Annotated in this window: 12 protein-coding genes; 2 read left to right on the top strand and 10 right to left on the bottom strand. The window is 26.6% G+C overall.

Annotation, left to right across the window (positions count from 1 at the left end):
- Positions 1-68 precede the first annotated feature (68 nt).
- The 6 genes from QIA41_RS04095 to QIA41_RS04070 form a co-directional block, all read right to left on the bottom strand.
- Positions 69-608 (bottom strand): P13 family porin, encoded by a 540-nt coding sequence (locus QIA41_RS04095; protein WP_320292747.1) that lies wholly within the window; start codon positions 606-608, stop codon positions 69-71.
- Between the two features lie 71 nt (positions 609-679).
- Positions 680-2560, bottom strand: coding sequence for a DNA topoisomerase IV subunit A (locus tag QIA41_RS04090; RefSeq protein ID WP_320292746.1), 1881 nt, complete (start codon positions 2558-2560; stop codon positions 680-682).
- Positions 2560-4359: a DNA topoisomerase IV subunit B gene (locus tag QIA41_RS04085; RefSeq protein WP_320292745.1), complete on the bottom strand. Its 1800-nt coding sequence runs from the start codon at positions 4357-4359 to the stop codon at positions 2560-2562. The genes QIA41_RS04090 and QIA41_RS04085 overlap by 1 nt, the downstream gene beginning before the upstream one ends.
- 27 nt (positions 4360-4386) lie before the next feature.
- Positions 4387-5127, bottom strand: a complete 741-nt coding sequence (locus QIA41_RS04080; RefSeq protein WP_320292744.1) for a 1-acyl-sn-glycerol-3-phosphate acyltransferase — start codon at positions 5125-5127, stop codon at positions 4387-4389.
- Between the two features lie 8 nt (positions 5128-5135).
- Positions 5136-6647 carry a pallilysin-related adhesin gene (locus QIA41_RS04075; protein ID WP_320292743.1) on the bottom strand — a complete coding sequence of 504 codons (1512 nt, stop codon included), beginning with the start codon at positions 6645-6647 and terminating at the stop codon, positions 5136-5138.
- A gap of 34 nt (positions 6648-6681) precedes the next feature.
- On the bottom strand, positions 6682-8184 hold the full coding sequence (locus QIA41_RS04070) for a peptidyl-prolyl cis-trans isomerase (RefSeq protein WP_320292742.1): 1503 nt from the start codon (positions 8182-8184) through the stop codon (positions 6682-6684).
- 191 nt (positions 8185-8375) lie between these two features.
- Between QIA41_RS04070 and QIA41_RS04065 the strand changes: the two genes are divergently transcribed.
- Positions 8376-9227, top strand: a complete 852-nt coding sequence (locus tag QIA41_RS04065) for a protein-glutamate O-methyltransferase (RefSeq protein ID WP_320292741.1) — start codon at positions 8376-8378, stop codon at positions 9225-9227.
- Between the two features lie 83 nt (positions 9228-9310).
- On the opposite strand, the gene phoU is transcribed toward QIA41_RS04065, so the two are convergent.
- The 4 genes from phoU to QIA41_RS04045 are packed head-to-tail and all read right to left on the bottom strand — an operon-like array spanning position 9311 to position 13889.
- Positions 9311-9982, bottom strand: a complete 672-nt coding sequence (gene phoU, locus QIA41_RS04060; RefSeq protein ID WP_320292740.1) for a phosphate signaling complex protein PhoU — start codon at positions 9980-9982, stop codon at positions 9311-9313.
- A 10-nt stretch (positions 9983-9992) separates the two neighbouring features.
- Positions 9993-11030, bottom strand: coding sequence for a hypothetical protein (locus QIA41_RS04055; protein WP_320292739.1), 1038 nt, complete (start codon positions 11028-11030; stop codon positions 9993-9995).
- Positions 11027-11416: a hypothetical protein gene (locus QIA41_RS04050; protein WP_320292738.1), complete on the bottom strand. Its 390-nt coding sequence runs from the start codon at positions 11414-11416 to the stop codon at positions 11027-11029. Before QIA41_RS04050 ends, QIA41_RS04055 begins: the two co-directional genes overlap by 4 nt.
- Before the next feature lie 25 nt (positions 11417-11441).
- A complete protein-coding gene (locus QIA41_RS04045) occupies positions 11442-13889 on the bottom strand; it encodes an AAA family ATPase (RefSeq protein WP_320292737.1) in 2448 nt (815 codons plus the stop codon).
- Positions 13890-13981: 92 nt separating this feature from the next.
- Here QIA41_RS04045 and QIA41_RS04040 point away from each other — a divergent pair, with 92 nt between their 5' ends.
- On the top strand, positions 13982-14527 hold the full coding sequence (locus tag QIA41_RS04040) for a ribonuclease HII (protein ID WP_320292736.1): 546 nt from the start codon (positions 13982-13984) through the stop codon (positions 14525-14527).
- Positions 14528-14529: the final 2 nt, after the last annotated feature.

Raw genomic sequence — 14529 nt, 5'->3', positions numbered from 1 at the left:
CAATTACAATGAGCAATCACAATACAAAATTGTAATCACTCATTTTCATAATAAATAATAAAATGAAATTAATAACTTTTTTTGAATGCCAGTTCAAACCCAAGAGCACTAGCATGACCCATATTAATATCAAAACTGGGTTCAAATCCTCCTAGGGCTATATTAAGGCTATTTTTTAGTTTTTTATTATAACTATTAGCAAATGTAAACGGAAGAATAATTTCTGTTAATCTTGTAGCAGCCATAGTAACCACACCTGCCAACATCATTCCCTTACCCCAAGTCCATTCAAAAGGAACTTTCCTAACATTATTGTCCCTATTATCTTTGATATCTAAATAAGCTCCTGTAAGGATTAATCCTATACCAACCGCATCAAATCCAAGAATAAGAGAACCCCCAAGAATATCTCCTTGAACAAAAGAACCTATCCCAAATCCCAAAAAAAGGTTCAATAAAAATGGCACAACGGGCTCTTTTTTGCTAGCCTCATAAACCAAAAGTTTTTCTACCGCTCCCAAATCAAAAGTGCTTGTAGAATTGGAAGCTTGAGCAAAGCTAGAAAAAGCACAAAAGGTTACCAAAATAAAAATTAAAAGTTTATTCATAAAAACCCCTTTATTAAAACTAATACTATGGTAGCATATTAATGAAATTAAAAAAAGGTTTAAAAAACCAACTATTTAAATTTAACTTTTTCCAAATTATTACTTGAAATTCGCTTCCCAATAGAGCTTCTTGATTTGACCATAAAATTAGCAATTTCGATTCTTTTATCAATGCCTTTATTTGTCGAAAATTCTACAAATTTGGGACTCAATGAAAAATCTACAAATTCATCATTTTCTCCTAAAAATTCATAGACTTTATCTGTAATGAATTTATCTATTTTAAATCTTTTAACATAATAAAAATTGTCAAGCTTATTAAGATAAATTATTGAAAATATATGTTCTTTTGAATTATTTATATCATAAACTAAAGCACATATATTCTTTTTATCTATAAATGCCTTATCTTCAATATTTTTAAGAACATAACTATTTTTTCTAAAAACCAATATTTTATCATAATAACTAGCATTTCCAATAAATTCACCATCAAAAAGAGTAGTTCCTACAAAACCTTCGTCCAAGTTCAAATAAACTTTCATATTCTTTGTGGCTATTTCTTTTACATTCTTCGATTTGATTAAAGAAATTTCGGTCTTCCTTTGATGGTCTTTAGAATACTTTGCAAGCAATACATCAATAAAGTTTATTGAATATCCTCTTATTGAAGAAATGCTGCTATTTACACTTTTTAATTCTTTAGCTAAAGCTTTAATATCTTTGGAATTTTTATCAATATCAAAAAGACTTATTTTCCTAATTGGAATCTTAAGTAAACTTTCAACATCTTCTTTTAAAACTTCTCTTGAAAAAGATTCTTTGTATCTCAAAACCTCTAACAATATTATATTTGCAATATTTTCTTCTTTAGAAATTGTTTCAAGAAGTTTATAAATCTTTTTTTCAATAAAAATTTGCTCCAGTGTCTTATAAAATATTTTTTCAAGAATTTTGCTTTTTTGCAATTCAAGTTCCATTTTTAAAATTTTTTGAAGATGGGCTGCATGAAACTTAATAAGATCTTTAATAGTGTAAACAACAGGATACCTCTCACTGAGCAACAATAAATTAACAGAAATTGATATCTGACAATTTGTATAATGATATAATTTTTCAATAACTTCACTCGCATAAACACCCCGAGGTAAAGATAGCTCTATAGCTACACTCTCAGCGGTAAAATCATTAATGCTTGAAACTTTAATATAATTTTTTCTAATAGCTTTTTCAATCGAAGATATCAAACTCTCAGTGGTCTCACCAAAAGGCAATTCCCTTATTACAATTGTTTTTTCATCTACAGTTTCAATTTTAGCTCTAACCAAAACTTTACCATTACCATCGGCATATTCATTAACATCAACTATTCCTCCTGTTGGAAAATCAGGATAAATATCGTAAGTCTCTCCAAGAAGCTCACTCTTTACTGCATTTAAAATCTCATTAAAATTGTGAGGCAATATTTTGGCTGCCATTCCAACAGCAATTCCTTCACTTCCCTGAATTAAAATAACAGGAATTTTTGCAGGATAAAGCAAAGGTTCATTATTTCTCCCATCATAAGAAGATTCATAAATCGTTATCTCCTTGCTATAAAGAACATCAAAAGCCAAAGGAGTCAACCTACATTCAATATATCGAGAAGCAGAAGCCGGATCACCTGTGAACAAATTACCAAAATTTCCCTGCTTTTCAATAAATAGATCCTTGTTGGCAATATTAACAAGAGCTTCATAAATTGACGTATCGCCGTGGGGATGGTATTTCATTGTATTGCCAACAACATTTGCAACTTTATGAAAATTACCGTCGTGCATCTCAAAAAGAGAATGTATAATTCTCCTTTGAACTGGTTTAAATCCATCAACAACACTAGCAATAGCACGATCTTTAATGACATAAGATGAATATTGCAAAAAATTATCTTTAAGTACAGCTCTAATATCCATTAAATCAAATTCTCCATAATAAAATTCCGCCTATCAGGGGTATTTTGTCCCATATAAAACCCCAATTTCTCTTTTATCTCTTTAATATTAAAAAGATCCACTTTTGTAAGTTTAATACTACTAACATCAATAAAACCTTTAAATTCATTTGGAGAAATTTCACCAAGACCTTTAAACCTTGTTACTTCACATCCTGCCTTAAGCTGCAGAATAGCCTTTTGTTTTTCTTCTTCAGAATAACAATAGATCGTAGTTTTCTTGTTTCTAACTCTAAAAAGAGGGGTTTCTAAAATATACATATGACCATTTAAAATTAAATCTTCAAAAAAAGTTAAGAAAAAAGTTAACAATAAATTTCTGATATGAAATCCATCAAAATCTGCATCGGTTGCTATTACAACCTTATTATACCTTAAATTTTCAATTGATTCTTCAATACCAAGAGCTACCATCATATTATAAAGCTCTTCATTTTTGTATATTTCGGATTTATTTTTTTCAAACATATTTTGAGGTTTACCTCTAAGAGAAAATATAGCCTGGGTATAAACATCTCTACAAGACACCATTGAACCAGTTGCAGAATCCCCTTCCGTTAAGAAAATCATGGTTTGCTCTGACTGCTTGCTGCTGTCATTAAAATGAAACTTGCAATCCTTAAGTTTAGGAATTTTAAAAGATATTTTTTTTGCCCTCTCTCTTGCTTCTTTTCTCACGCTACTTAGTTCTTTTCTAAGTCGCTCATTATCAACTACTTTTTTCTCAATCAATTTTGCAAGTATTTTATCTTTATACAAAATCTCAGAAATTACCTTTTGAACTTCCCTTGCAACATTACCTCTAGTTTCAATATTTCCAAGCTTATTCTTGGTTTGACTTTCAAATATTGGATCTTTAATTTTAACAGAAAGAGTAGCAACAAGCCCTTCCCTAACATCTGTTGAGGAATATGTTTTTTTAAGAAAATCGTTAATAGCTCTTACAAAGCCTTCTCTAAAACCAGTCTGATGAGTGCCCCCATCGTTGGTATATTGACCATTAACAAATGAAAAATAAGTCTCGCCATAATTATTTGTATGAGAAAAGGCAAATTCTAAAGTTTTACTAGAATAATAAACAATGTCATAAAGCAAATCATCACTTTTAATTTCTGAATTCAAAAAATCTAAAAGACCATTTTTGGATTCAAAAATTTGATTGTTATAGTTTATTATAAGTCCTTTATTCAAACAAGCATAATGGAAAAATCTTCTCTTTAGAAAATCTTCGCTGTAAGAATATTTCCCGAATATCTCTGAATCTGCTAAAAATTCAACATAAGTGCCGTCTTTATCAGAAGATTTTATTTCTCTAGACTCTAATAAATTTCCCTTAGAAAACAAAGCCTCAAAAGCTTTACCATTTCTTGTTGATCTCACTAGAAATTTTGAACTTAGAGCATTAACTGCCTTAGTTCCAACCCCATTAAGTCCTACAGAAAATTGAAAAACATCATCATTATATTTGGCTCCAGTATTAATAATTGAAACACTCTCAACAACTTTTCCAAGAGGAATTCCTCTTCCATAATCCCTAATGGTAATAAGATTATTTTCCTTTTTTATAAAAATTTCGTTTCCGTAACCCATAATAAACTCATCAACTGAATTGTCTATTATCTCTTTAATTAAAATATAAATACCATCATCAATATTAGAACCATCTCCTAAACGCCCAATATACATACCAGATCTTAATCTAATGTGTTCAAGAGAAGATAGGGTGATTATTTTACTTTCATCATAATTTTGAGTCTTCATCTAAATCCTTAATTTATAAATTAAATTTTAATAGTTTTTAATAGCTTCAAGCTTTTTAACTATTTGATCTCTAATAATACTAGCAAGATTTTCTTTTTCATATTCACTTAACTTTAAAATATCTATCAAGGGATGAACATGAATATAAACAGATAATCCAGAATTAAAAATAATATTTTTAATAAAAAAATTATTAGTATTATAAAGAGTAACAGGAAGAATAGATGTTCCTGTCTTTAATGCCATCTTAATTGCACCTTTTTTAAAAACCTTAGTATCTCCCCCTCTATTTCTAGTTCCTTCGGGGAAAATTCCAATAGATCTACCCTCCCTCATAACTTTTATTGCCTTAGCCTCAGCCACAGCAGCAGATCTTATGCTCTTTCTATTAACAAAAATGACTCCCATAACAATTAACACAAGGTTCACAAAAGGAACCCTACGCAAAGAATGTTTTGCTAATACTACAAATGGATTAACAAAAGTATAAATAAAAATTAAAGGATCCATAGCCGCAATATGATTCCCCATTATTATTACATTGCCTTTTTTGGGAATATTCTCAGAACCTGTAACAATAATTTTAATTCCAGCAAGCCATAAACCAACTTTAATACAAGCCCGAATCATAGTAAAACTGAATCTAATAATATAACGCTCAATTGAAAAAATTCTAAAAACCAAGTAAACAGGGAATAAAAAAAAAATAAAAATTAAAAAAAACAGCAAAACATTAAAATAAGCTATAACACTTCTCAATATTTTCATAAAAACTATTATCCTATTTTTTCTATTCGTTCAAGCTTTAATTTTTGCCCTTTAACTAAGCTTACATCATCTTTTAAAATTTTAATAGGACTGAGAATTATTGTAGAAAATTTTTGCTTTTGAACAACTCTTTCGTTATGTTCAAGGAAAAAAGATTCAACAAGCTTATAATTGCCCATATCAATTGCATATTCGAGAACAAAATTATTTTTTAAAGGAAAAATATTAAAAATACCATAATAAATCTTATTCTCATCAATATAGGTTAAATGGGGATAAGAAAAATCATAAATTTTGTCTTTATATGCGTAATTTCCATTAGGAATAAAATAAATATTATTAACATTTCTCTTAACATTTAAGACATTCTCATTAAACCTTTTAAACGTCCCTGAAAATCCACTATTATCATAAGAATTTGTACTAGTATCGATTTTGATCTCAATATTTTCTTTATCTAGAATTTTTATCCAAAAGTTGTAAACTATCAAATCTGAAAAAAGAGACTTAGCACTAACATTAAGAGTGTTGTAAGCCGGTTTTGAAATGTATTCAATCTTTGCAACTTCTTGAGAATTTTTTCTAAAAAGATTAATTTCGCTTGACTGTCTTTCAAAAGACAAAAATAAAGCATCATTAATATCTTTGCCCTGTTTTTCATTGTAATCATGGAAATCATACCAAACTCCATGCAAAAATCTATAAACTTCGTCTTTGCTTAAATTCTTTAAAGTTTTATAAATATTATTATCAATCTCGCCAACTTTTTCACTCACAGAGGAAAGGTGATATTTGCCCTGAACATGAGAATATTCATATTTCTCAATCTTGCTAATTATTAAATCTTCCCCCGCTTTTTCATATTTTTCCAAAGAAATAGGATAACTTTCTCTTGATCTATTTTCTTCATAAGCTGAAGATCTTGCATATTTGTTAATAAGAACAGAGCCATTAACTTTCTCAAAAAATATGGGCTTGTAAGAAGACACATCATTTAAAACAGATTTTTGAAAAACATACAAAACAGATTTATCTTTTAAAAATCCCTGAACAACTATATTAAAATCATAATCACCTGTAATATCCTCAAGATACATGTTATAAGAATTTTTTGGATCAATATCTATTTGGGTTTTGAAAAGAATCGTTCCTGCTTTGATTTTAGGGTCAAAACCAATAATAAATAAATACGTATCGGGATTTGAAAAATTTTGAGCTAAAACCACCTGTTCAAAATAAACATCTAAATTTAAATTTTCCTGCTGAACTGCAAGAATTTTATAACCTTTTAAATCTATAATGGCACTAAAAAAATCTTCCATTTTATTAATTTCCAAAACATTAGAATTTGGATCATCGGTCTCAGAAGCAGATTTTATATCTTTGTTAAAAACAATAAAATCTTTATTTACCTTGGAACAAGTAAGCAATGTAAAAAAAAAGAGAAAAAACAAAAACCTATAAATATAATTACAAAACCAAATTAATTCTTTGCTAAAATTAATTACATTAACAAACATTAACAACTAAAACCTTTATCATAATATTCGCTTATTAATTTTGACTAAAGTTTTGCAAAGCAAAAAACGATTCATTAAAATTATCAACAAAATCATTTTTATTCAACAAAAAATCTGTAATCAAAGCACTACTTGCAATGTTAAAATTCTCAAGAAGTTTTTCATTTTTGAGCTCTTCTTCGAGAGGATTAGATCTTTTTTTAGCTGAGTTAAGGAAAAATAAATAAACTTTTTTATTTGCTACAAAAGGCTTAGACCAAGAATTTTCTTTCAATCCAAAAACAATATCATAAAAAGATTTGCTATTATTAAATTCAACTAATTCTTTTAAAGTATTGGGATAAATGTTAACATTATAAGATAAATTAACAATTTCTTCTTTTAAACTAAACTGATATTTTTCAAGAGCTTGACTTAAACTGCTAAGGTTAACATCATTTAAAAAATCACTTAGCGTATTTTCTAAATAACCTTCAATAACACTTGGTTCATAAGTTTCAATATAATTTTTAACAGCGCTAATATCACGATCGGAATTTTTATCAAAATCATGAGCATTGCCAAATGCCTTATATATTTGATATTCATTTTTATTTTTAACCTTAACAGGCTTACTAAATTCACTTTCTCTTAAAGAAAAAATAGAATTCAGATCTTCTTTCTTTTCAACATTAAGATCCAAATCAAAATAATACCTATCCAAAGGAACAACACCTTTGAAATTAGCTATATCATCTGAATAAAGCTTAGCAAGTTCTTCAAATGGGGTTTTGTTTAATAGCTTATCATAAGCATTCTGAGCGTCACTCATATTTTTAAAACGAATAGACGCAAGCGATAAACGCTTAAATAAATTTAAATTTTTCTCAGCATAAAATATCGCCTCTTCATTGGAAAAATCTTGATAAGAAAGAGTAAGATATGAAATATGCCTCTCTACAGCACTCATATCCTTAATTAAATTAAAAAGAGAGTCAGGAAATATTAAATTACTATTTAAAAAAATTTTAACATTAGAAAACAGCATATTTTCTACCATATCATCATAAATTTTAACTTTCTGATAATCAGAAGCTTTGTTATATCTTTTAGAACTAAAATTTCCACTAGAATCTAAATACTCGGGGGATCTGAGTAAATTTTTATTCAACATTTCCTTAGAAATATAAAAATTATATTTCTTTATCAAATCCAAAAAAGCTACATCCTCAGCATATCTCATAAATGCCAAATACCAGGCATTATAATCTATGTTAATATTTCTAGCATCCCCTTGCAATCTAGAATAAAGATTTGAATAATAACTAACGTACTTGGCAAACTTACTATCTCTTTGATAATAAATAGGCTGACCTTTATAAGAACCAAATTTCAAACCAGATGAATTGGTATTGTCAAAAATTCCTGGAAGTAAAGGTGCAATAATAAATCCAAAAACAATTAAAACAAGAGCAAAAATACCCCATATGCCAACTTTTCTTTCTTTAGATTCAAGCACAACTAAATCACTTTTGACTTTTCTACTTCTTTTTCGCATAAACTAACCTTTAATAAGTAAGTATACTAATAATTTAACTACTAAATTATCACAATTGAAAAATTATTGCAATTGAAATATGTAACTTAAGCTGTACGCTTAAGTACTATGAAACTAAAAAAGAAATTTTTACATTTCTAGCGTAAAGGCAAATTATTCTGAATTAAAAAGGAGAATGAAATCTAAAATATATGAACATGAATAAAAACAAATTCAACCTTAATATAAGTATAACTAAAGATGAACTTTTAAGGTTAATAAAAATAGTTTATAACAATTTTGGAATCAATCTAAGCGAAAAAAAAAAGATGTTAATTGAAAGTAGATTATCATCTCTTCTTAAAGTTAAGGGTTTTAAAAATTTTACTGAATATATCAACTTTTTAGAAAAAAGCAACGGAAATATTCAATTAATTGAATTAATTGACAAAATATCAACAAATCACACCTATTTTTTCAGGGAATCCAAGCACTTTGATTTTCTAAATAATAAAATATTGCCCAAGCTCACTGAAAAAATATTAAACTTAGAAAATTCGGAAATTAGAATATGGTCAGCCGGTTGCTCAAGTGGCGAAGAGCCTTATACAATCGCAATGATATTAAAAGAATATATGGAAACCAATAACGTAAATTTTAAAGTCAAAATCTTAGCAACAGACATTTCAGTTAGCGTTTTACACGAGGCTAATGAAGGGATTTACCCTGAAGATCGTATAATAAATTTACCTAAATATTTAAAAACCAAATATTTAAATCAAATTCAAGATGATAAATTTCAAGTCAAAGAAACTTTAAAAAAAATGGTTTACTTTAAAAAATTAAATCTAATGGATGAGAAATTTCCATTTAGCAAGAAATTCGACCTAATATTTTGCAGAAACGTTATGATCTATTTTGATGAAAAAACCAGAAACAACCTTGCCAATAAATTCAGCTCTTATCTTAAAAATGATTCTTATCTTTTAATTGGACATTCAGAAACAATTAGAGGAAACAAAAATCTTGAATACATAATGCCTGCTACTTATAAAAAGAATTAATGATGTCTGTTATTAATTCTTTTTATAAGAAATTTTCTACTTAATAAAATTTATTTGGCTTAAAAAGTCTGAAAATATTGCCTTTAGGTTAAGTTTACTTTTTCACCTATTCTAATAAAATACAGCAATTCTCCAATTGTTGCTACATGATCACCCACTCTTTCTAAAAAACTATTTAAAAATAATATATTTAAAAGATAATCCAAATTTTCGGGATTTTTTTTCATAGCGTCAATAACAATACTTTTTTGTTTTGAAAATAATTTATCTATTATATTATCATACTTGACTATCTTTAATATTTTAGTAAAATCTCCATCAAAATATGCGTCAAAAATATCAGATAACATTTCCTTAGCTGTATCAGCCATTTCTCTTAAAGGTCTAAAATATAGATTAAGAAAATCAAAATCATCCGAATCTGATTCAAGAAGAAGCACAACTCTTACAATCTTAGTAGCATGATCTGCAATCCTTTCAAGAGAACTTATTATTTTAATAATTGCTAAAATTTCTCTAAGCTCTGTAGCAACAGGGTGCTCAGTAGCAATTATTCTTCCACACAAATCCTCAATATCGTATTGATAATCATCTATTATTTTTTCATCTTCATTGATTATTTTTTTAGCCAAACTTTTATCTTTAGATTCTAAAGCTATTAAAGAGTCGTCTATGATTTTAAGCACACATTCTTTCATATCCCAAAGATAATCTTTTATTATTTCAAGTTGTTTAGTAAGTCTTCTCCGTATCATATCATATCTCCTAAAAAAACCGCTTTAAAAATAAATATCCTATTTTGGCTCTCTCATAATAATCACTAAAAGGATAATTATCAATAACTAATTTATAGTAATGTAAAGCCTTTAAAAAATCTTTATACTTGCTCTCAGACTCATAAAGTTTTCCCAACAAATAACTATATTTATCCGAAAAACTTGAATTAATATACTTAGGAAAGTACAAGGAACTAAAATTTAAAGCAAACTCGTACTCTCCCCTTATTACCAAAAATTCAAAAATCTCAAGATAAATACTCTCAGAAAAATCAATATTCTTTTCAACTAAATATCTAGCACCCTCTAAGACCTCTTCTTTAATATTTAATTCTATACCAAGCTTAATTAGATCAAAAACAATGCTTTGAAAGCATCTGCTCTTCAATTTCAAATAATTTTCATAAGATTTCAAATAATTCCTATTTTTATAATAAATTTCCGCCTTCAATAAAATATATTTATCATCATTAAAATTATACTTATTAAGCAAATCTATTGCTCCTTTGTAATCATTTATGTAAGATAAATTTAAAGCCCTAGCAACAACCTCTTTAGAGGTTGGTCCATTAGCATTGCCCTTTCTAAGTTCAAGATTATCATTAATTTTAGTATCCCTATCTTTATCAGAAGAACCACCACTATTTGAAATTTCAGCTTCAAACTTTTTTGTAATTTTCAAAATGATTATTTTATTAAACTCACTTGAATCTTCAACATTTTGATAATTGAAAATTAACTTAATTTTACCTTCTTTTTTAAAAGTTTGAAAAACAAAAACAGCTCCATTCTCATAAGATTCTTCAATTAGCTTAATAAAAGCTACATTTTCATTACTTTTGATATAAATCCAAGATTCATCTTTAAAAGAAAGCTTAAACTTTGAATTGGTATTTACATTAATATCTACTTCTTTACCGTTAAAATCAAGCTCATATGAATCACTCTGACTTATAAAAGCTTGCTGCGGATAAACTTCAAAAACAAAAAATAGCAAGCTTATATAAATCAAATATTTTTTAATCATTTGGAAATTTCTAAAATCTTATCTATTAATCTCTCATTTTCCTTCTCAATATCAATGTTAAATAAATTCTCTTTTTTAATCCAAAGATCTTTAAAAAAATTATCATCAAGAACTTTATTTTTAATCAAGCCATCAACAACTAAATTTTCATTTAAAAAATCAGGGCTTGGAATAAAAAAAGCATCCATATTCAGACATTCATTTAAATCAAAATAAAAATCTTCCATATCAACTAATTTAACCTTAGCATCTAAATTGTCCTCAATAGACTTTTGAGATTTTTCTAACATTTGTGTTGAATAGAAATAAGTAATGCCTGAAACAATAAAAATTAAAAATATTAAAATTAAAAAATATTTTCTAAAACTAAATTTTCTATTTTGCATGCTAATTTCCTTAAATCTAACTTAATTATATATTAAACACCTTGCTTTCACCATTATCAAGTGTAATACCTATCAAATTTTCACCACCTTCTGAAACATATGCATTATGGGTTATCACTAAAAGTTGAATTTTTTTTCCCAATTCTTTTAAAAGTAAAGACAGTTTTTTACTATTCTCAAAATCAAGAGCTGCATCTATTTCATCAAGCATGCAAAAACAAGCAGGAGAATAATAATAAAGTGAAAATAAAAAAGCCATACTAACCAAAGTACTCTCACCCCCTGAAAGCATATTATTGTTTTTGACAAATTTGTTTGAAAAATTTATTTTAATCTCAACATTATCAGTATTTTCATTGTAAAAAAGAATGCCGGTTCCTTTGAAAATTTTTTTAAAAAAGTAAGAAAAATTTTTATTAATCTCATCAAATGATTCTCTAAATTTTTTATAAATCTCATTTTTTATTTTTTTTTGAAGCTTTTGTAATGAATATTTTGAAAGCCTTAAATCTTCTACTTGTAAACTTACTTTTTCAAAACGATCCTTAGTTTCATCAAACTCTTTATCAATATTGAAAAATACATAATCACCTAAATTGATTGAATCAATTTCTTTATGTAATAGCTCTCTGGTTACAAGGTCCTCTTCCAATTCAAATTTATCAGACATTTTATTAGAAATATTAAAATTTTCTATCTCGTTTCTAATGTTTAAATTAGAGTTCAAAAGAAATTCGTACTCTGTCTGTTTTTTTATATATTCATAATAATTAGTTTTTTTAAAATCATTTAAAAAAACTGAAGAGCTCAAATCTCTCTCCCTAAAAGGCTCGTTACTGGAATTTGAAAAACCAATAAGCTTGCTTAAATTAAGCTGAATATCACTCTTTTCTAAATTTAAATTTTCAAGTTTTAAATACAAATCTTTAAGTTCTTCATCAAGACTACTTTTAGATTCAAATAGAAATTCTAAATTACCATCTATAAGTTTAATTTCGTCCAAATTTTTAAATTTAGAAAGCTCTATATATTCAAGCTCTCCTAATACATCATTTAATTGAAGTGTTTTTTCTTCAATTAATTTTTCGATATTTGTTATCTCTTTAGCAAGATTTGCTTTTAAAGCATTTTTTTCAAGCAAAAACTTTTTTAAATTAACATTTTGATCGAAAATAGGTTCAATTTTATCCTTCAATAAAGCCAAAAGATTCTCATCCTTGCTTATATACTTGATTAAATTGGCTCTAATCTCTTTAATGTATTTTATACTCAATGATTCTTCAAAAAGCTTAAGAGAATCTAATATATTCTCTTTTAATAAAACAAGCTCTTCTGATTTAGAACTCTTTAATACAGATAAAATTAAATCAACAAGTTCAAAAAAACTTTTGGTATATCTATTAATCTCTTCGCTTAAAGAAAAAAATTCATTTTTATTTTCCTTAAGTAAACTATTTAATTGATATAAATCATTATTTATAGATTTTTTTTTCTCCTCAAACTTAGATTTACTCTTGACAAACTTATCTTCCAAACTTATCTTTACTATCTTTTCTTGCTTTAATTTTTGAATCTTAGTCTCTAATGAAAGAATTTTGGACTTCATGAGCTCAAGATCTTTTTCTAATTCTTGAATATTATTTACAACATTTTTTTCTCTAAATGAATAAAATTCTAATTTTTCTTTAAAACTAGAAGACAAAAATTTACTTAAACCATCTAAGTTTAATTCGCTTTTTAAGACATTAATATCAAAATTAATATTGAAAAGTTTTTTTAACGTTATTGTTTTTTCTAAAGATTCTAATTTTTGACTTAAATCTTGATGTTTTTTTCTCAAAAGGTAAACATTTTTTATATTATCGTACTTTTGCTTTAAATTTTCTTGTAAGACCAACAAGGCTGATAAATTTTGACTAGATTGCTTAAAATTTTTCAAAGCCTCTTCTTCTTCAATTTTTAAAACATCTATTCCACTTGCCTGCTCAATTAAAGACTTAAGATTTACATTTCTTTCCAAAGAAATGTCTTCAACCTTGCCTTGAGTTATAAACATATAAGGCGATTTTTTAAAATTAAATCTATTTAAAAGTTTATTATAATCTTGAAAATTTAAAATTTTATTATTGAAATAATATTCACTAGAACCATCCTTGTAAAGACGTCTGCGAATATAAAAATTTTCTCCAAAGTCTTTTAAAGTCATTTTTTCACCGTTAATGTTACTGAAAAAAAGAGTTATTTCTGCAAAATTTGATTTTCCTAATTTTGAAACAGAAATTAAATCAGAAATATCTTCAACTCTTAAGAACTTTACATTATCTTCTCCCATGCAAAAACGTACAGCATCAATAAGATTACTCTTCCCGCATCCATTAGGCCCTACAATAAAACTTAAATTTTCACTTATTTCAAACTCTTGTTTATTTAAAAAAGATTTAAACCCCAAAAGTACTATTTTTTTTAAAAGCAAAATAACTCCCAATTAAAATTAAAAACCAATTACTGATAAATCTACAATTTCATATTATAATAAATAAAAATATTTTTATAAAAAGGTCAATTATGATTTGTGGAATAGATGAGGTTGGAAGAGGATGTATTTTTGGGCCTATTTTAAGTGCTGCTGTAGTTTTCAAAAAAAAACCTAACTTTATAAAAGAACTAGATGATTCTAAAAAATTAAAAAAAGAAAAACGGGAGTATTTATCTTCATTAATACTTGCAAATTCATATTATGCATTTGCTGAGATTTCAAATATAACAATAGAAAAAATAAATATTCACAATGCATCTCTTCTTGCAATGCAAACTGCATACGAAAATTTAAAATTAAATTGCAGTTTGGTTTATGTAGATGGCAAATTTGTTCCAAAAATAACAGCAAAAACTGTTAAAGCAATAATTAAAGGGGATTCAATAATAGATGAAATAAAAGCAGCTTCAATTATTGCTAAAGTTAAAAGAGACAAACTGATGGATGAATATGATAAAATTTATCCATTATATTTGCTCAAAAAAAATAAAGGATACCCCACAAAAGAACATAAAAATGCAATAAAGAAATATGGGGTTTTAAACCTTCACAGAAAAAGTTTTAAACTAATTTAAAA

It is taken from the genome of Borreliella sinica (genome assembly GCF_033969665.2).
Taxonomy (GTDB): domain Bacteria; phylum Spirochaetota; class Spirochaetia; order Borreliales; family Borreliaceae; genus Borreliella; species Borreliella sinica.
This window is presented reverse-complemented; position numbering and strand designations above follow the sequence as displayed.